General features: G+C 66.8%; 18 protein-coding genes. 10 read left to right on the top strand and 8 right to left on the bottom strand.

Going from position 1 to position 18,711, the window contains the following annotated elements:
• Window positions 1-170: 170 nt before the first annotated feature.
• The 4 genes from dxs (at window position 171) to LJ760_RS10135 (ending at window position 4,681) form a co-directional block, all read left to right on the top strand.
• Window positions 171-2,144 carry a 1-deoxy-D-xylulose-5-phosphate synthase gene (dxs, locus tag LJ760_RS10150; protein WP_227922417.1) on the top strand — a complete coding sequence of 658 codons (1,974 nt, stop codon included), beginning with the start codon at window positions 171-173 and terminating at the stop codon, window positions 2,142-2,144.
• Window positions 2,145-2,191: 47 nt separating this feature from the next.
• Window positions 2,192-3,049, top strand: coding sequence for an SDR family oxidoreductase (locus LJ760_RS10145; RefSeq protein WP_227922415.1), 858 nt, complete (start codon window positions 2,192-2,194; stop codon window positions 3,047-3,049).
• Window positions 3,050-3,111: 62 nt separating this feature from the next.
• Window positions 3,112-3,414 (top strand): hypothetical protein, encoded by a 303-nt coding sequence (locus LJ760_RS10140; RefSeq protein WP_227922413.1) that lies wholly within the window; start codon window positions 3,112-3,114, stop codon window positions 3,412-3,414.
• 289 nt (window positions 3,415-3,703) lie between these two features.
• Window positions 3,704-4,681 (top strand): aldo/keto reductase, encoded by a 978-nt coding sequence (locus LJ760_RS10135; RefSeq protein ID WP_227922411.1) that lies wholly within the window; start codon window positions 3,704-3,706, stop codon window positions 4,679-4,681.
• Between the two features lie 94 nt (window positions 4,682-4,775).
• On the opposite strand, the gene LJ760_RS10130 is transcribed toward LJ760_RS10135, so the two are convergent.
• From LJ760_RS10130 to LJ760_RS10105, 6 genes are all read right to left on the bottom strand, one after another.
• Entirely contained in the window at window positions 4,776-5,174 is a 399-nt protein-coding gene (locus LJ760_RS10130) for a hypothetical protein (protein WP_227922407.1), read from the bottom strand.
• A 79-nt stretch (window positions 5,175-5,253) separates the two neighbouring features.
• A complete protein-coding gene (locus LJ760_RS10125) occupies window positions 5,254-5,544 on the bottom strand; it encodes a DUF4287 domain-containing protein (RefSeq protein WP_227922405.1) in 291 nt (96 codons plus the stop codon).
• Between the two features lie 469 nt (window positions 5,545-6,013).
• Window positions 6,014-8,143, bottom strand: coding sequence for a 3-hydroxyacyl-CoA dehydrogenase NAD-binding domain-containing protein (locus LJ760_RS10120; RefSeq protein WP_227922403.1), 2,130 nt, complete (start codon window positions 8,141-8,143; stop codon window positions 6,014-6,016).
• The gene (locus LJ760_RS10115) at window positions 8,143-9,384 is read right to left on the bottom strand and encodes a thiolase family protein (protein WP_227922401.1); all 1,242 of its coding nucleotides are present in this window, start codon (window positions 9,382-9,384) and stop codon (window positions 8,143-8,145) included. The genes LJ760_RS10120 and LJ760_RS10115 overlap by 1 nt, the downstream gene beginning before the upstream one ends.
• 232 nt (window positions 9,385-9,616) lie before the next feature.
• A complete protein-coding gene (locus LJ760_RS10110; protein WP_227922399.1) occupies window positions 9,617-10,000 on the bottom strand; it encodes a phage holin family protein in 384 nt (127 codons plus the stop codon).
• A gap of 25 nt (window positions 10,001-10,025) precedes the next feature.
• Window positions 10,026-10,406 (bottom strand): PLDc N-terminal domain-containing protein, encoded by a 381-nt coding sequence (locus tag LJ760_RS10105; protein WP_227922396.1) that lies wholly within the window; start codon window positions 10,404-10,406, stop codon window positions 10,026-10,028.
• A gap of 163 nt (window positions 10,407-10,569) precedes the next feature.
• Between LJ760_RS10105 and LJ760_RS10100 the strand changes: the two genes are divergently transcribed.
• Window positions 10,570-11,523 (top strand): alpha/beta hydrolase fold domain-containing protein, encoded by a 954-nt coding sequence (locus LJ760_RS10100; protein ID WP_227922393.1) that lies wholly within the window; start codon window positions 10,570-10,572, stop codon window positions 11,521-11,523.
• A gap of 87 nt (window positions 11,524-11,610) precedes the next feature.
• Window positions 11,611-14,136 (top strand): excinuclease ABC subunit UvrA, encoded by a 2,526-nt coding sequence (gene uvrA, locus LJ760_RS10095; RefSeq protein ID WP_227922391.1) that lies wholly within the window; start codon window positions 11,611-11,613, stop codon window positions 14,134-14,136.
• A gap of 1 nt (window position 14,137) precedes the next feature.
• On the opposite strand, the gene LJ760_RS10090 is transcribed toward uvrA, so the two are convergent.
• A complete protein-coding gene (locus tag LJ760_RS10090) occupies window positions 14,138-14,533 on the bottom strand; it encodes a ClpX C4-type zinc finger protein (protein WP_227922387.1) in 396 nt (131 codons plus the stop codon).
• 102 nt (window positions 14,534-14,635) lie between these two features.
• Between LJ760_RS10090 and LJ760_RS10085 the strand changes: the two genes are divergently transcribed.
• Window positions 14,636-15,880 (top strand): MFS transporter, encoded by a 1,245-nt coding sequence (locus tag LJ760_RS10085; protein ID WP_227922383.1) that lies wholly within the window; start codon window positions 14,636-14,638, stop codon window positions 15,878-15,880.
• Between the two features lie 24 nt (window positions 15,881-15,904).
• Here LJ760_RS10085 and LJ760_RS10080 read toward each other — a convergent pair whose 3' ends face one another.
• The gene (locus LJ760_RS10080) at window positions 15,905-16,360 is read right to left on the bottom strand and encodes a PGPGW domain-containing protein (protein ID WP_227922381.1); all 456 of its coding nucleotides are present in this window, start codon (window positions 16,358-16,360) and stop codon (window positions 15,905-15,907) included.
• A 110-nt stretch (window positions 16,361-16,470) separates the two neighbouring features.
• Here LJ760_RS10080 and LJ760_RS10075 point away from each other — a divergent pair, with 110 nt between their 5' ends.
• From LJ760_RS10075 to LJ760_RS10065, 3 genes are all read left to right on the top strand, one after another.
• Window positions 16,471-17,379 carry an arginase family protein gene (locus LJ760_RS10075; RefSeq protein WP_227922378.1) on the top strand — a complete coding sequence of 303 codons (909 nt, stop codon included), beginning with the start codon at window positions 16,471-16,473 and terminating at the stop codon, window positions 17,377-17,379.
• Between the two features lie 79 nt (window positions 17,380-17,458).
• Window positions 17,459-18,007 carry a GNAT family N-acetyltransferase gene (locus LJ760_RS10070; protein WP_227922376.1) on the top strand — a complete coding sequence of 183 codons (549 nt, stop codon included), beginning with the start codon at window positions 17,459-17,461 and terminating at the stop codon, window positions 18,005-18,007.
• Between the two features lie 9 nt (window positions 18,008-18,016).
• Window positions 18,017-18,538, top strand: coding sequence for a GNAT family N-acetyltransferase (locus tag LJ760_RS10065; RefSeq protein ID WP_227922374.1), 522 nt, complete (start codon window positions 18,017-18,019; stop codon window positions 18,536-18,538).
• Window positions 18,539-18,711: the final 173 nt, after the last annotated feature.

Here is an 18,711-nt window from a genome sequence, read left to right as displayed (position 1 = left end):
TAAACGCACCACGTTCAGGGCCCCGTTTCCCCGATCCGTCCAAAGGGCGGTGGAGGGAAACGGGGCCCTGAAGCGTTGGGTAGGAACCGCGGAGCGCACGCCGCGCGTTAGAGTTAATCCATTGCGACGGTGTGCAGTGCCGCCGATACGACTCAAGGGAGGCACCCCTGTTGGGACTTCTGGAAACAATCCGGGATCCTCGGGACCTCGGCAGGCTTTCGCTGACACAGCTGAAGCGGCTTGCTGAGGAGATCCGATCATTCCTGATCACTAACGTCGCGCAGACCGGCGGGCACCTCGGGCCGAACCTGGGCGTGGTGGAACTGACCATGGGCATCCACCGGGTCTTTGATTCGCCGCGGGACAGCATTGTCTTTGACACCGGGCACCAGTCCTACGTGCATAAGATCCTCACCGGGCGCCAGGACTTCGCCACGCTGCGCCAGCAGGGCGGCATGTCCGGCTATCCGTCGCGTGCCGAGTCGGTCCACGACATCGTGGAAAGCTCCCATGCCTCCTCCTCCCTGTCCTGGGCGGACGGCATCTCCCGTGCCCGGCAGCTCAGCGGCGAAGGCGATCGCTACACCGTGGTCATGGTGGGCGACGGCGCGCTTACCGGCGGCATGGCCTGGGAGGCCCTCAACAACATTGCCGCGGACCAGCGCCGCCGCGTGGTGATTGTGGTCAACGACAACGGCCGCTCCTACGCCCCGACCATCGGCGGCCTTGCCGACTACCTGGCGTCCCTGCGTCCGACCATCGACGCCGTCCGCACCCATCACGCCTACGAAAACACCCTGGACTGGTCGCGGAAGCGCCTGCAGCAGGGCGGCCCTGCGGGTCGGTTCGCCTACCGCAGCCTGCACGCCGCGAAGAAGGGAATCAAGGACTGGTGGTCCCCCCAGGGCCTCTTCGAGGACCTCGGCATGAAATATGTGGGACCGATCGACGGCCACGACCTCGACGCCGTCGAACGCGCCCTCTACAAAGCGAAAAACTACGCCGGCCCCGTCATTGTGCACGCCATGACCGAGAAGGGACGCGGCTACGCTCCGGCGCGCGCGCACGAAGCAGACCAGTTCCACGCCGTCGGGATCATCGACCCGGAAACAGGCGCCCCCGTGGAACCGGGCGGCAAGGAATCCTGGACGTCCGTTTTCGCCACCGAGATCGCGGAGATCGCCGACGAACGTGCGGACATCGTGGGGATCACCGGTGCCATGCTCATCCCGGTCGGCCTGCACCGGTTTGCCGAGCGGCATCCGGACCGGGTGTTCGACGTCGGCATCGCCGAACAGCACGCCCTCACGTCCGCCGCAGGCATGGCCTTCGGCGGACTGCACCCGGTGGTGGCGCTGTACGCCACCTTCCTGAACCGTGCCTTCGACCAGCTGCTGATGGACGTCGCCCTGCACAAGGCCGGGGTGACCATCGTCCTGGACCGGGCCGGCGTCACCGGGCCGGACGGCGCCAGCCACCACGGCATGTGGGACATGTCCATGCTGCAGATCGTCCCCGGGCTGCACCTGGCCGCGCCGCGCGACGCCACCCGGCTGAAGGAGGAGCTGCGCGAAGCCGTGGCCATCTCCAACGCCCCCAGCGTGGTGCGCTTCTCCAAGGGCACCGTGGGAAGCGACATCGACGCCGTGGAGCGGACCTCCGACGGTGTGGACATCCTGGCCCGGCGCCCCACCGAAGACAGCTCCAATGACGTTTTGATTGTCAGCGTGGGCGCCATGGCGGGCATGGCCCTCGACGTCGCCGAGAGGCTCGGCGCGCAGGGCATCAGTTCCACCGTCGTGGATCCGCGCTGGGTGCTGCCCGTGCCGCAGTCCATCATCCGCATTGCGGCCGACCACCGGATTGTCATCGTGATCGAAGACGGCGTCCGGGCCGGCGGCGTGGGCTCGCGGATCCGGCAGGAAATGCGGGCCGCGGGCGTGGACACCGCGTTGAACGAGGTTGGACTGCCGGCCGAGTTCCTGGACCACGGCAGCCGCAGCGAGGTGCTGGAGCGGGTCGGGCTGACCGCCCGGCAGATTGCCAACGACGTCGTCGCCCAGGTCCTTGGCACGAAGGTGCCGTTTGCCCGGCCGCTGCCGGGCTCCGAAATGCCGACGGGGCAGGTACCGAAGATCCAGTAGCCGCGCAGGGTCCGGCGTGGCCGGACCACTCTGAAGGGGTGTAAGCCATGGCGGATAACGTTCCTGCCCTTGCCGTTACGGGAGCCACCGGTGCCTTGGGCGGAGCGGTTGCCCGGTTGCTCGCAGAAGCAGGTGTCCGGCAGCGGCTGCTTGCGCGGCGCACCGCCCGCCTGCCCGAGCTGCCGGATACCCCCGTCTTCGCGGCCTCCTACATGGATAGGCCACAGGCGGTAAGTGCCCTGCGCGGCGTGCACACCCTGTTTATGGTGTCGGCCGCTGAAAGCCCGCACCGGGTGGAGGATCACTGCACCTTTGTGGACGCGGCCGTCGACGCCGGCGTGGAGCACATCGTGTACACGTCCTTCATGGGTGCGGCGCCCGACGCCGTCTTCACGCTGGCCCGTGACCATGCCGCCACCGAGGAGTACATCGCGTCCCGGCAGGGCCTGGAGCACACGTTCCTGCGCGACTGCCTCTACCAGGACGTACTTCCCACCTTTGTCCACCCCGACGGCGTCATCCGCGGCCCGGCGGGAGAAGGGCGTTTCGCCCCGGTGGCGCGGAGGGACATTGCCCGCACCGCCGTGAAGATCCTGCTGTCGCCGGGGCAGCACCGGAACCGCACCTACACCCTGACCGGTCCTGATGAGCTGAGCATGGAGGATGTTGCCGGCATCCTGGCCCGGGTCACCGGAAGCCCCGTGAGCTACCAGGCGGAAACCTACGACGAGGCCATGGCCTCCCGAATGAAGGCAGGGGCCGCCCGATGGCAGGCGGAGGCGTGGACCAGCAGCTACCGGGCTATTGCTGAGGGCCAGCTGGCGCCGGCCAGCCCGGACATCGAACAGCTCACCGGTATTGCCCCAGTGGGGTTCGAGGATTACCTGCAGCAAACCCGTAAGTGATCACCGCATGGGAGTGCCCGACGAGGCCCGCAGGGGATAGGGTCGAATGTATGGAACACCGCATGCCCTCGGACGTCCCACGCTTTCTCGCTGAATGCACTGTGGGCGATCTGGATGACGAAACAACACCGGTAGCCGACCTGTACGGCATGTACATTATCTGGAGCGAGCAGCAGGGGACCGAGCCGCTGGCAGTTCAGGCGTTTTCCGCCGCCGTCCAGGAAGAGGGCATCGAGGCCGAGCGCCGGCGCAGCGAGCAGGTCTACACCGGACTGCTTCCCACCGGAGCCATTCCCATCCAGTACATCCTGGAAACGGATAAGGCCCCGGGTCCCAACAACAGCCTGGACACCTTCCTGGGCTAGCGCATTCTGCTGCCGGTCCGGGACTTTGCTGCCGGTTTGGGAAAAGCCTCCGCTGCGCAGCGGCAGGGATTTCCCAAACCGTAGGGTTTTTCCCAAACCGCAGCGATTCGGTTGCCGTGAATTCCGGCTGGAGCCCGAATCCCTGCATTCTGTCCGTTTCCCTACGGTTTGTCCGGGGTTCCCGCGCCGCGCGGAGCAGGGATCCGGACAAACCGCAGGGTTTCCCCCAAACCGCAGCGATTCAAGGGTCCGCACAAGGAGAGCGGTTCACGGGGGTAGCGTAGCTTCCATGACTTCTTACAACAGACTCGGAAATTCCGGCCTGACCGTCTCCACGGTCGGACTGGGCTGCAACAACCTGGGCCGTCCGGGGACGCCCACCGAATCGCAGGAGGGCACCGACGCCGTCGTCAACGCCGCCGTCGACGCCGGCATCACCCTGTTCGACGTTGCGGATGCCTACGGGCGTACCCCGGGGCTCAGCGAGGAAATGCTGGGCAAGGCGCTGGGCAACCGCCGCGACGACGTGGTGGTAGCCACCAAATTCGGCATGGATATGAAGGGCGTCAACGGCGCAGACTTCGGTGCCCGGGGATCCCGCCGCTACATCGTCAAGGCTGCGGAGGCTTCCCTGCGCCGCCTGAACACGGACTGGATTGACCTCTACCAGTTCCACACGCCGGACCCGCTGACTCCCATCGAGGAGACCCTCGCGGCCCTGGATGATCTGGTGACCAGCGGCAAGGTCCGGTACATCGGACACTCCAACCGAGCGGGCTGGCAGATTGCCGAAGCGGAGTTTGTGGCCCGGATGGGCGGCTTCACGCCGTTCATTTCCTCGCAGAACCATTACAACCTGCTGGACCGCCGGGCCGAGCTGGAGGTCACTCCGGCCGCCGAAGCCTACGGACTGGGCGTGCTGCCCTACTTCCCGCTGGCCAACGGCCTCCTCACGGGCAAGTACAGCAGCGGCAAGGCTCCCGAAGGCAGCCGGCTGACGCACTCCCGGACCAACCTCCTCGAGAACGCGGACTTCGAGCAGCTTGGCGAGTTTGGCCGGTTCGCGGCCGAGCGCGGCCTTACCGAGGTCCAGGTGGCCTTCTCCTGGCTTGCCGCACAGCCGTCCGTGGCCTCAGTGATTGCCGGTGCCACCAAGGTGGAGCAGGTGCAGCAGAATGCCGACGCCGTTTCCTGGGTCCCGTCCGAGAAGGACCTGGAAGAGCTGGACCGGATCTTCCCGCGGACGCCGAAGGTTGCTTTGTTCTAGGTTCCGCTCGTCACCTTGGAGGGTCCGGTGGGTCCGGAACGGCGGCAACGAAAATCCCTTGCTCGCTTCAGCTCGCCGGGATTATTAAAGCCGCCTAACCCGGACCCACCAGCTCCTCCGGGCAAAACCGAGGCGCAGGGGAGGTACCCGAAAGCCGCTGGGACTGTTCGATGGCGTCTATGCCGATGGACCAGGTAATCCAGAGGGCCAGCGCTGCTGCCGCAAGGAGTACCAGGGACGGGGCGAGCCGTTCCTGTTGCCAGGGGCGGAGGACCAGGGCGAGCACGGCTGCTGTGGCCGCGGTAGCCGGGGGTACCAGAGAAACTGCCAATACCCATTGGCGCCTCGGCACCTGGTGGCGGTAGAAGCAGGCGCTGTGATCGGGATCCATTTCGAATTCATAACCGAACGCCGCGACTGTAGAAAAACCCGTCAGCATCAGGCAGATAACACCGACCGTCAGTAACGTCCCGGCGTTCATGCGTGTGCTCACGCGCAATAGTCAAACATACGAGCGAAGATTTGCCGCTCTGTTGGGACGCAATCCTGAGTGGGCCGGTGGGGTGATGGGTTCATTCCGGCTTGGTTGCTTTGCCGTCGAGCCAGAGGGTGTCGGAGTTGTCCCGGTGCGTTCCCGTGGTGCCGACATGTTTCTGATCTATGGAGGCGCCGTTCTTAATGACGTGGACGAGTGCCATCCCGTGTCCGCGTCCGATTCCATAGTCGGTCTTGAGCCATTCGAGGATCTCCCCGGCCTTGACCTTCCCGCCGCTGAACCCTTTCGTTGCGGCGATATCCATAAACTGGCGGGGCGTTAATCCTGTTTTTTCTTCAACGGCGTCGAGGTAGGCCTGGAAAGACATGGTTGTTCTCCTAAATCCTGAGCTGACTTTGCGGATTCGCGGGATCGCTAGCCGCCGGTCTCTTCCCGGCGTTCCTGCCGGTAACCCTCACGCTGATGTAGGACGAAGCTTGCCAGCAGCCTGATGAAAGCAGCGCCCAGTACCAGGAAAAGACCTATCAATAGCCAATTCCACGGCTCGTCGAACGGTAGGAGAAGAACCAGCCACAACGAGACGCAAGCACTGAGCATGAACACGACCATTCGCTTTGTACGCGTCTGCGGCCATGCTGGGCCCTGACTCATGCAGGGAGGCTAGCGCGGCAGCTGCCCGCTGACCAGACCCGAATGAAATGTACCGGGACAGGAACGCAAAAGCGCCGGACGGACCGGGTTAGGCGGCTTTAATAATCCTTGCGAGCTCTGCGAGCAGGGATTTTCGTTGCCGCCGTTCCGGTCCGCCCGGCGCGGGCGATACCTTGGGCTACAGACTAAGCAGCCACAGCCGCCCCATGGAACTTCTTGCCGTTCACGCGCTCGGAAGCCCCGACGCGGTCCAGGTACGGCGTGATGCCGCCCAGGTGCATTGGCCAGCCGGCACCGAGGATCATGCACAGGTCGATGTCTTCCGGAGCTGCCACAACGCCCTCTTCGAGCATGAGCCCGATTTCCTCGGCCAGGGCATCCTGCGTGCGGCGCAGGACTTCCTCGGAGGTGGAAGGCGTGGTGCCGAAGTCCAGCATCGCCAGGGTTTCCTCGGGGATGTAGGCCTTGCCGTCCTCGTCCTTCTGCCACAGGGACTTGATGCCGGCGTCGATGAGCTTCTGCGAGTTCTTCGAGAGCCAGAAGCGCTCACCGAAGGCCGAGTGCAGTGATTCCTGCACATGCTGTCCCACCGGCAGGCCCACGAGGGCGAGCAGGGTGAACGGAGACATCGGCAGGCCCATCGGACGCAGCGCATTGTCTGCGGTGGCGGCGTCGGTTCCCTCGTCAAAGACCATGGTGATCTCGCCGAACATGCGGCCCAGGATGCGGTTCACCACGAAGGCGGCGGCATCCTTGACCAGCACGGCGGTCTTCTTCAACTGCTTGGCGAGGACAAAGGCGGTGGCCAGCACGGCGTCGTCGGTCTTGGGAGCGCGCACGATTTCCAGCAGCGGCATAACGGCGACCGGGTTGAAGAAGTGGAAGCCCACTACCCGCTCCGGGTGCTGCAGGTCCGCGGCCATTTCCGTCACGGAGAGCGAGGAGGTGTTGGTAGCCAGGATGCATTCGGGGGAGACCACGGCCTCCACCTCGGCGAACACCTGCTTCTTCACGGAGAGTTCCTCGAAGACGGCCTCGATGACGAAGTCGGCGTCCGAGAACGCCTCCTTCGAGACCGAACCGGTGACCAGGCCCTTGGTGCGGTTGGCGGCGTCGGGGGAGATGCGCTTCTTGGCCAGGAGCTTGTCCACCTCGGCGTGCACGTAGCCCACGCCCTTGTCCACGCGCGCCTGGTCGATGTCCGTCATCACCACGGGCACCTTGAGCTGCCGGGCGAAGAGCAGGGCGAGCTGGCTGGCCATCAGGCCGGCGCCGACCACGCCCACCTTGGTGACCGGGCGGGCCAGCTTCTTGTCCGGCGCGCCGGCGGGGCGCTTGCCGCGCTTCTGGACCAGGTCCAGGAAGGCGTAGACCGTGGAGCGGAACTGCGGGGTCTGCATGAGCTCGGCCAAGGCATTGCACTCGGCCTCCCGGGATTCCTCGCGGGTCCAGGTCTTGCCGGCTTCAAGCAGGTCCAGGACCAGGGCCGGGGCGGGGGCCGCGTTGGAGGTCTTGGCCTCCACAAACGCACGTCCCTTGGCGACGGCGGCGTCCCAGGCTTCGCCGGCGTCGGCGGGTTCGACGGCGTTGGGCCGGGAAACCTGCTCTTCGCCGCTGATCACGCGGGAGGCCCAGGCCAGGGACTGCTCCAGGAAGTCCGCCGGCTCGAACAGGGCATCGGCGATGCCCAGCTTGTAAGCGGCAGCCCCGGAGAGGGTGCGGTTGTTGCTGAGCGGGTTCTCGATCATCACCTTCACGGCGTTCTCGGGTCCGATCAGGCGCGGCAGCAGGTACACGCCGCCCCAGCCCGGAACCAGGCCGATGAAGGCCTCCGGCAGCGACAGTGCGCCGGCACCGGTGGAGACCGTGCGGTAATCCGACTGCAGGGCGATCTCCAGGCCGCCGCCGAGGGCAACGCCGTTGATGAAGGCGAAGCTGGGCACGCCCAGGTTGCCGAGCTTGGCGTAGACATCGTGGCCCAGGTGGGCCATCGCGGCGCCGTCTTCGTATTCGGAGATGGACTTCACGGCGGAAAGGTCGGCGCCGGCGACGAGGTAGAACGGCTTGCCGGTGACGCCGACGCCGACAATCTCGCCCTTGTCCGCACGGGCCTTGAGCTCGTCGAGCTTTTCGCCCAGCTCCAGGAGCGTGTTCGGGCCGAGCGTGGTGGGACGTGAGTGGTCGACGTCGTTGTCCAGGGTGATCAGGGCGAAGGTGCCCTGGTTGCCCGGCAGCTGGATGTCGGAGACGTACGAGTGGGTGATGACCTCGGTGGGGAAGAGTCCCGCGAGGCGCTGGTAGTCAGGAGCAGACATTACTTCGTGGCCTCCGTGGAATCGGTGTTGTAGTCGGGGTGGTTCGGGTTTTCCCAGATCACGGTGGCGCCCATGCCCAGGCCGATGCACATGGTCGTCATGCCGTAACGCACGCTCGGGTCTTCCTCGAACTGGCGGGCCAGCTGGTTCATCAGACGGACGCCAGAGGAGGCCAGCGGGTGGCCGACGGCGATGGCGCCGCCGTAGCGGTTCACGCGGGGATCGTCGTCGGCGATGCCGAAGTGGTCCAGGAAGGCCAGGACCTGGATGGCGAAGGCCTCGTTGATCTCAAACAGGCCGATGTCCTCGATGGACAGGCCGGTCTGCTCCAGCACCTTTTCGGTGGCGGGGACCGGGCCGTAGCCCATGACCTCGGGCTCGACGCCGGCGAAGGCGTAGCCGACCAGGCGCATTTTGACGCCCAACCCAAGTTCCTCGGCCGCTTCGGCGGAGGCCAGCAGGGCGGTGGTGGCGCCGTCGTTCAGGCCGGCGGCGTTGCCGGCGGTGACCCGGCCGTGGGCGCGGAAGGGGGTCCGCAGCTGGGCGAGGTCTTCAACGGTGGTGCCCGGCCGCGGCGGTTCGTCCACGGTGTTCAGCGTCCAGCCGGAGCCGGGCTTCTTCGTGGCGACGGGGACCAGGTCCGGCTGAATGGCGTTATCGGCGTAGGCCTTGGCCAGCTTCTCCTGGCTGGCGGCGGCGTACGCGTCGGTGCGGTCCTTGGTGATGTGGGGGAAGCGGTCATGCAGGTTTTCCGCGGTGTTGCCCATGTTCAGGGCGGCCGGGTCCACCAGCCGCTCGGTCATGAAGCGGGGGTTCGGATCAGCGTCCTTGCCCATCGGGTGGTTGCCCATGTGCTCCACGCCGCCGGCGATGACGACGTCGTAGGCGCCGAAGCCGATGCCGGACGCGGTGGTGGTCACGGCCGTCATGGCGCCGGCGCACATGCGGTCAATGGCGAAGCCCGGGACAGTGCGCGGCAGGCCGGCCAGCAGCGCGGCGGTGCGCCCGATGGTCATGCCCTGATCGCCGGACTGGGTGGTGGCTGCAATGGCAACCTCGTCAATGCGTTCCGGAGGAAGGGAGGGATTGCGGCGCATCAGTTCGCGGATGCACTTGACCACCAGGTCGTCAGCCCGCATGCCGGCGTAGATGCCTTTTTCGCCTGCTTTGCCGAACGGGGTCCGCACTCCGTCAACGAAAACTACGTCCCTGATCTGCCGTGATCGGCTTTGTGGGCTCACGTACTTACTCCTCTTTGAGATATGAAACGGAACAACGTCCGAGTCGATGTTACTCGTGAGTAACATAGGCCGCAAGGACATCGACGGACAGCCGTGGACTGATCCGCTATGGCGTGGATCACGCCGGTTCCGAATCGACCCTACCCACATACCGGCGTTCGACAAACCCGTGGTCCGGCCGGGATTCCGGCGCACCGGGCAGTAACGGAACAGGTGACACGGGGGAGCAGGGCTATGCGCGTCCGGCCGCCTGGCCCGGGGAGCCCCCGCGACGTGAGGCCAAAACCTGGGCAACCGCTGATCCGGCCGCTGATGCGACCCAGAGGATGAGAGCCGAAAGGATCCAGTTGCCAATCCCGGTGTTGCTGACTCCCGCCGGGATAGCACCGGCTATAACCAATGCCAACAGGGCAGCAACGAGCCCCGTCCCGCCGAGGAAAGCAGGCGCGTAGCGCTTTGCCGCCCAGTTGGTCAGCGGTGTCATAACGGCCTGGGCGAGCACCACCACCAGTACCGTCGTGACGAATCCGGGCCACTGGACGCGGAACCCGGGCACCCACCACATACTCAGCAGAAGGGCTGCGCTTGCCGCAAGTATCTGCAGCAGGCAGGTCATCAGCAGATTTTTCACGAGGCCGGGGTCAGGCGGAAAGCGCCATGGACTTCAGCCGGTCAAACTCGGACTCGGTGATGCTCCCGTCGGCAAGGAGGCTGCGCGCGGACTCAATCTGCTGGGCGGGGGAAGCTGTTCCGGCGACCCGCCGTACATAGCTGTCGGTTGCCTCCGCCTCCTCCCGGGCCCGGGTCTCACTCCGCTCAGCCATACCTCCGCCCCGGGCGATGATGTACACCAGCGCCGTAACAAAGGGGGCGACGAACAGAAAGAAAATCCAGGCCGCCTTGGCGAAACCGCCAAGTTCCCGGTCCCGGAAAAGGTCCGCCAGGATCTGGAACAGCAGGATTAGATAGGCCACGAAAAAGAACGCCACAACGATGCTCCATATGGATTCCCAGAAGCTCATGTCAATCTCCTTTGATAATTCCCCCGGGGGTGCGTGGCCTGCCCGCCGTACGTGGCCATGTATATGTCGAAGTGCAGCCGGGGAGCCCGCTGGTGTCCTCATTTTCCTCCCGGCGGACGCCGGTTGGAAGGTGTCCCGCTAACGGCGCTGGTAGGTTGTGCGCATGGAGTCCATAGCTGATCCAGCCTTGGCTGCCTGGTTGGATGGGATACGTACCGGCGAAAGCGTGCAGCCGTCACTCGAAACCATCCGTTTGCTGCGGAAGGACCGTGCCCGGCCGCCCGGCCCGGAACTTGCCCGCGTCACCGACGTCACCATCCCCGGAAGGCTCGCGCTTCGGGCCCGGCTGTACCGCTCTTCTGCCGGAATCCAGCCACTGACGGTGTTTGTGCACGGCGGCGGGTTCGTGTTCGGCGGGCTCGAGTCACACGACAGGCTCTGCCGCCGCCTCGCACTGTTGGCCAACACTGCGGTACTGGCGGTGGACTACCGGCTCGCCCCCGAGCATGCCGCGCCGGCGGCGGTGGATGACGTAGTGCGTGCCCTGGCGTGGGTTGCGGACGGTCCGGGGGAACTGGGGCCCGTCCGTCCCGGCGTCGGGCTGGCCGGTGACAGCGCCGGCGGCCTGATTGCTTTCCTGGCCGCAGACAGGCTGGCCGGTAACGCGTTGCAGCCTCAGTTGCTCCTGCTGGCCTATCCCAACGCCGACCTGGCCCTGGGCCTGCCCAGTGCCCGCGAAAAGGCTGAGGGATGGGGTCTGTCGGTGCGGGATCTGACGTTTTTCATTTCTCAGTGGGTGCCGGCGGCGTCCCCGGAGATGTTTGCCGAGTACAGTCCGTTGGCTGTCGCCGCTGTCGCCGTTGCCAGTGGACGGCGGTCGACGTCCGTGCGGACTCTGCTGGCTACTGCAGAGCACGATCCGCTGCGGGATGAGGGGCAACTGCTGGCTGAAACCCTGGTGCGCGGTGGAACCGACGTGGACTATGTGGCCCACCCCGGTTTGGTGCACGGCTTCCTGACCCTGGACACCGTGTCGCCGGCCGCCCGGCAGGCGGGTGATGCCCTGCTGCGGCGTTACGGGACGGCGCTGCGGCGCGTCAGTGACGCCAAGGGGTAAGAACGTTCCGATCCGGCGCTCACGCTCTAGGCGGAAAGCATGCTGATCATTTAGTCCCGGGGGCAGGGGCTCGGTAACCTGTTGATGATGAGTAGCGCGAAAACTTCCCCGGAATCTGCCCCTAATCTGCATGCCAGCGGCATGGTGCGCGTGCGCGGAGCGCAGGAGAACAACCTGCGCAACGTCGACGTCGACATCCCGCGCGACGCGATTGTCGCCTTCACCGGGGTTTCGGGTTCGGGTAAATCTTCCCTGGCCTTCGGCACCATCTACGCCGAGGCTCAGCGGCGCTACTTCGAGTCGGTGGCCCCCTACGCGCGCCGCCTGCTCTCGCAGGGGCACAACCCCAAGGTGGAGGAAATTGCCGGGCTGCCGCCCGCCGTCGCCCTGCAGCAGCGCCGCGGAGCCCCCAGTTCGCGCTCCACCGTCGGCACCCTCACCACGCTCTCCAACTCGATGCGTATGCTCTACTCCCGCGGCGGCACCTATCCGGCAAACGCCGAACCAGGCAGCCTCGACTCTGATGCCTTCTCGCCCAACACCGCCGCCGGTGCCTGCCGGGAGTGCTCCGGACTGGGCATTGCGCATACCGTCACCGAGGAGTCCCTGGTACCGGATCCCAGCCTCAGCATCCGGGACGGCGCGATTGCCGCCTGGCCGGGTGCCTGGCAGGGCAAGAACCTGCGTGACATCCTCATCCAGCTCGGCTACGACGTCGACGTGCCCTGGAAGAAGCTGCCGAAGAAGGACCGTGACTGGATCCTGTTCACTGAAGAACAGCCGGTAGTCATGATCACCCCGCAGCGCGACCGCGTAGCCAAACCGTACAAGGGGCGGTTCTGGAGCGCCAAGAGCTACGTGATGCACACCCTCGCGGATTCCGGCAGCGCCCAGATGCGCGAACGGGTCCTGGCCTACATGGTGTCCGGTCCCTGCCCGGTCTGCGGCGGAGCGGGCCTGCGTCCCGAGGCTCTCGCCGTCACGTTCGCCGGCCGGAACATTGCCGAGTTGAACGGCGCCACCCTGGCGGAGCTGGCCGAAATCATCCGGCCGACGGCGGAACTGAAGTCTGCGGGCACCGCCTCCCGTGCGGCGGCCTCCAATGAAGACACTGAAGTTGCGGTAACCATTACACGGGACCTGCTGGGCCGGCTGGAGGTGCTGATCGGCCTGGGCCTCGGCTATCTCAGCCTCTCCCGCGCCACCCCCACCCTTTCACCCGGTGAAATGCAGCGTCTCCGGATCGCCACCCAGCTGCGCTCGGGCCTCTTCGGGGTTATCTATGTCCTGGACGAACCCTCCGCGGGACTGCACCCGGCCGACGCCGAGCCGCTGCTGACCGTGCTGCAGGAACTCAAGGACGCCGGCAACTCCGTGTTCGTCGTTGAGCACAACATGGACGTGGTGCGCAGCGCCGAATGGATTGTGGACGTAGGTCCCCAGGCCGGCGACGGCGGCGGAACCGTGCTCTACAGCGGACCGGTCGAGGGCCTGGCCGAGGTTGAGGAGAGCGCCACCCGTCCGTTCCTGTTCGGGGAAGCCGAAACAGCAAAGCCGGCCCGCCGCACGCCCGACCAGTGGCTGAGCCTGAAGGGAATCACCCGGCATAACCTGCGCGGACTGGACGCCGAGATTCCGCTCGGCGTGTTCACCGCGGTGACCGGCGTCTCCGGCTCCGGTAAATCCACCCTGGTCAGCCAGGTCCTGGCTGAAACGGTGGGCCGGCAGGTGAACGGCGTGCCGACCGAGCCCGAGGACCCGGAGGCTCCCGAAGGACATGATCCCGGGGCCCACGTGCGCAGCATCGCCGGACTGGAGCACCTGGATCGGCTGGTACGGGTGGACCAGCGGCCCATCGGCCGCACCCCGCGCTCCAACCTGGCTACCTACACCGGACTCTTCGATGCGGTGCGGAAGCTTTACGCCGGCACCGACGAAGCCCGCGCCCGCGGCTACAACGCCGGACGCTTCTCCTTCAATGTGGCCGGCGGGCGCTGCGAAACCTGCCAGGGTGAAGGCTTCCTCGCCGTCGAACTGTTGTTCCTGCCCGGCACCTACGGCCCCTGCCCGGTCTGCCGCGGCGCCCGCTACAACGAGGAAACCCTGCAGGTCACCTACCGCGGCAAGAGCATTGCCGACGTCCTGGCGATGCGGGTGGAAACCGCCGCCGAGTTCCTGGCTGACGTTCCGGCGGCAGCCCGGAGCCTGCGGACGCTGCTCGACGTCGGACTGGGCTACCTGCGCCTGGGCCAGCCCGCCACCGAACTCTCCGGCGGCGAAGCGCAGCGGATCAAGCTCGCCACCGAACTGCAGCGCGCCCGCCGCGGCCATACGCTGTTCCTGCTCGACGAGCCGACCACCGGCCTGCACCCGCAGGACGTGCAGCTGCTGCTGCGCCAGCTGAACCGGCTGGTGGACAACGGCAACACCGTGGTGGTGGTGGAGCACTCCATGAACGTGGTCGCCTCCGCGGACTGGGTCATCGACATGGGCCCCTCCGGCGGCGAGGAAGGCGGCCGGATCATCTGCGCCGGCACCGCCGACGACGTCGCCGCGTGCGATGCCAGCCGGACGGCACCCTACCTATCGGCGGCGCTCAAGCTGCTCCCGTAACCTAGGGTGCGGTGCGGAAACGTTCCCAGGCGGACTGGCGGGACATCCCCAGCGACGCGCCGATGACGGCCCAGCTGATGCTCCTGCCGCGGGCCACTGACACCCAGCGCCGAAGATGCTCCTCCACCTGGTCCCGTGCTTCCGCCACCCGGGGGAGCCGTTCCAGCAACTCGTCATTGCTCAACGCCTCCCACGGCGTGGCCGGCAGCGGATCGGGATCCGCCGGGCGAGGGGTTTCCAACAGTTTGAGGGCCCCTTCCGCGCAGTCCCGGCAGATGGCTGCCGTGGGGGCCGCCGCCAATACTCCGGTTTCCTCCCGCGGCCGCAGACAGAACGAACACATGAAGGGCTCGTTTCCCCGGTGATCGCGGTCCGTGCCGCTCAGTTCAGAAGGCATGGCCTCAGTCTAGCCAGCGGTCCATCGAACCTACCCCTTGTGCTGTCAGGTAAGCCCTGACAGTATGTCAGGCATTACCTGACACGATGAGGGGGGAGCCTCGTGGCTACTGAACAACTTCCGGAGCCGGTGACGGCCCGGGCCCGGGGCGGACGCCCCTTCCGCTTCCTCGCCTCCACCGGCGCGGCGGAAGGGTTCGGCGACGCCCTGACCCGCACGGTCCTGCCCATCCTTGCGGTTGCGGTGCTGGGTCTGGGACCGGTATTTGTGGGTATTCTCAACGCCACCGGAATTGCAGCCTTCCTGCTGCTGGGCATGAGCGCCGGAGTAGCCGTGGACCGCATCGGCAAACCGCTGCTTGCGATGGGTTCAGCTTCCCTGCTGCGATGCGGAGTCCTGCTGTTCCTCGCAGCAGGCGCCTGGCAGGGGTGGCTCTCCGGACCCGGGCTGTTCGCTGCGGCCGTGCTGATCGGCATCGCGGACCTCCTTTTCACCACCGCCCATTCCACCGTTGTCCCGGTGGTGTCCGGACCGGAGGGAATGAAGCGGGCCTACTCCCGGCTGGCCATGATCAACCAGGCGACGACGGCCGGCGGCGCTGCGACGGCCGGCGCTGTCCTGGGCCTGGCGGGGATGCCGGTGCTGCTCCTGGCCGGTGCTGCGGCCTATGCCTCGTCCTGGCTGCTTCAACACGGAATCCGGCTGCCTGCGGCTGCGCCTGTTTCCGGGCGGCCCGCACGAGGGCGGGCACGCCGGGGTTTCGCCACGCTGCGGCGCACCCCGGCGCTGCGGGCGTTGACTCTGTCCGCCTGCCTGACGAATGCCGGCGCCATGGTGGGCAACACCGTCCTGCCGGTCTACGTGCTGCGAGACCTGGCTGTCCCGGCGTCGGCCTTTGCTGCACTGGGCGTGCTGTCCGCTCTCGGAGCCGTTTCCGGTGCTGCGGCCGCACCGTACCTCAGCGGCTGGCTGGGGCTGAAAGCGGCCAGGAGCGGTGCCGCCCTGCTGTCGGTGCCCGCCGTCCTGCTGGCGGTGTTCTGTTCCGTTCTCCCCGGTCCGGCGCTGGTGTGGCTAGCGGGCTCCACCCTGGCCTGGGGCTTCCTGGTGGCTCTGTCCGGCGTGGCCGGTGCGGAAGTGCTGCCGCGGACAGTACCGCGGAATGAACTGGCCACGGTGGGTGCTGCGCAACGGACGCTGACCCTCGGCGTGATGCCCGTGGCAGCGCTGCTGGCCGGGCTGGCGGCAGCGGCAGCGGGCACCCTGCCGGTGCTCTGGCTGTGGGCAGCGCTGGCCGGACTGGCCGCGCTGCCGGTCGCCTTCACCAAGTCGCTGGCCGGGTTCCGCTAGAAGGGCCAACCCGGCGTCAAGGACCTAATGACGGGATGACCCCGGACGGCGGAAACGCACATAACTGTAAACAATCAGGGCCAGGCCGATGACACCCGACGCAATGAGCGTTCCACCGGTGACCCACCCGCCGGGCAGCCACCAGGAATCCTGCAGCGGCCACCAATGCGGCACCTGCCGCCAAAGCCCCCAGATCACGCCGGCGGCCATGACTGCCAGGCCGCCGCTGACAGTCGCGACAATCCGCGGCGTGGTCTGCACCCCCTGTGCGGCCGCACGGAAAGCGCGTGCTTTCACCGGATGCAGCCAGCGGTGGGCCCACGCATAGCGCAGGGACAGGACAGCCAGCCCGGCCACCACCATGAGCAGGCCCGGGCCGGGGAGCACCAGGGCGGCCAGGCCCAGGATCACCAGGGACCATCCGGCCACCTCAATGCCGGTGCGGCGCAGCCACGCTGGAATCCGTTCCGTCCTATTCATGGGGCCAGCTTTCCACACCAACCTGCGAGTTGGCCGCGCTGCCGCCCGCAACGACCCACAGGAGGGAACCGGGTATGGGCGGCAGGCGCCGTGGGTGGCAGACTGGGCCGGTGATCGCCCTCCTTTCGGCACCCTCGAACCTTGGCCTCCGCCCGCCGCAGACGGGCAGCGTACCCGGCTGTGCCAAGGCTCCGGAGGCATTGCGCGAGGCAGGGTTGTTCCGCAGCTTCCTGGACGCCGGCAGCATCGACGCCGGCGTGGTGCTCAGCGGCCGGTACGCCGCCGACTGGGTGCCGGGAGAGGGCCGGGTGCGGAACCAGGAAGCGCTGGTTGATCATGCAAGGCGCTTAGCGGACCGGCTGGGAGCGCTGCTCGACGACGGCGGCTCACCGCTGGTCCTGGGCGGGGACTGCAGCATCCTTTTGGGCGCCGGCCTCGCCCTTGCCCGCCGCGGCCGCTTCGGCCTGGTCCATGTTGACGGCCACACCGATTTTCGGCATCCGGGCAACAGCAGCGTCTGCGCGAGCGTGGGCGGCGAAGATCTGGCCGCCGCCGTCGGCCTGCACTGGCCCCGGCTCGCGGACCTCGACGGCTATGGACCCTACTTCGCCCCTTCCGACACAGTGCACATCGGCTGCCGGGACAACGATGAGGAACTCCACGAGGCAACTGCCCTGCTGGGAGCCACCATGCCGACAAGCCACGTCCGCAGCGCTGGTCCGGCGGCGGCAGCGGACCGGGCCGTAGCTGTTGCCGGCCGCGGCAGCAACGGATACTGGCTGCACATCGACGTGGACGTCCTGGACCCGGCCTACCTGCCGGCAGTCGACAGTCCCGATCCCGGCGGCCTCACCCCGGAGGAGCTGACCGAGCTGCTGCAGGCATTGGCCCCCGGGGCCGTGGGCGCAGAAGTAACCATCTTCGATCCGGACCTGGATCCGGACGGTGCCTACGCCCGCCTGCTGGCCGAAGTCCTTGCCGCAGGACTCCGGGACCTGGGCGCTGCCTCCGGGAATTAGCCGGCTGACGCTCCAGAGGCGACGCGCGGGGGGTATGCGCTTAACGCAGTGACCGGGAACACGGCGGCTACCCTGAAGTGTGCTTAGCGAACCTTTTCCCGCCACACAGCTGCTGCACGGTGTCCGGCTTCGGGTCGCGGACTTGTCCGACGCCGATGCGCTCGCCGCCGCCTACGACCGGAACCGGGCCTACTTGGCGCCCTGGGAACCGCTCCGGGAGGATTCGTTCTTCACTCCTGCAGGCCAACGCTCGGTCATCCGGTCAAAGCTGGTCCAGCATGCCGCGGGAACGGAGGTTCCCTGGGTCCTGGTTCATCAGGAGCGGATCATCGGGACCATCACCCTCACCGGGATCGTCGGCGGTCCCTTCCAGTCGGCCAACCTCGGCTACTGGGTTGACGGCGACTACGCCGGACGGGGGATCGGCACAGCAGCGGTGGCGGCAGTCGTCGAATTGGGTCGAAGCCAGCTCGGGCTGCACCGGATCCAGGCGGCAACCCTGCTGGAGAACGCTGCGTCGCAGAGAGTCCTGGACCGCTCCGGGTTTGAGCGGATCGGCATGGCACCGGACTACCTGCGAATTGCCGGAGAGTGGCAGGACCATCTGCTCTTCCAGCGGATCCTTTAAGGGGGAGCGATGCGAGGTAACCTGCGGGCCGCCCTGATCACCACGGAGCGCTTCACGCTGGAGCCTTTGGGTGTGCACCACGCGGCGGAAATGGCGAAGGCGTTAGCCGGCACAGCCATCTACAAGTACATCGGCGGTCAGGCACCGACAGCTGAGGAGCTGGAGAAGCGGTATGCCGCCCAATCGGTGGGATCCTCGCCGGACGGCCGTCAGACCTGGCTCAACTGGATTATCCGTGAACAGGGCAGAAGCATCGGATTTGTCCAGGCCACGGTGGAAGCGGACGGGCCGACGTCGGACGTTGCGTGGGTGGTGGGTGAGGAGTTCCAGGGCCGGGGTGCTGCCACCGAGGCCGCCCGAGCCATGGCCGCCTGGCTGCGGCACCACCAACCATCGGTCCGGATCACGGCTTCCATCCATCCGGAGAACACTGCCTCAGCCTCTGTCGCCCGCCACCTGGGCCTCACCCCGACCGGCCATTTCGATGAGGACGGCGAAGAACAATGGGATGACTCCCTCCTAACGGCTTAAGGACGTAGCACCAACGAAACGGCAGGGCCTCGAAGCGTATCGAGGCCCTGCCTTTTCGATCGTGCGGTGACGCTGCCGGGTTAGCCGTAGGGTCTGGCGGAGGCGGCTTTAATATTCCAAGCGAGCTCTGCGAGCTTTGGAATTTCGTTGCCGCCGGAGTCAGGCCCGTAGGC

Origin of the sequence: Arthrobacter sp. zg-Y895 (genome assembly GCF_020731025.1) — a bacterium.
GTDB lineage: Bacteria > Actinomycetota > Actinomycetes > Actinomycetales > Micrococcaceae > Arthrobacter_B.
The sequence above is the reverse complement of the archived record's forward strand: the minus strand, read 5'-3'. Positions and strand labels throughout refer to the sequence as shown.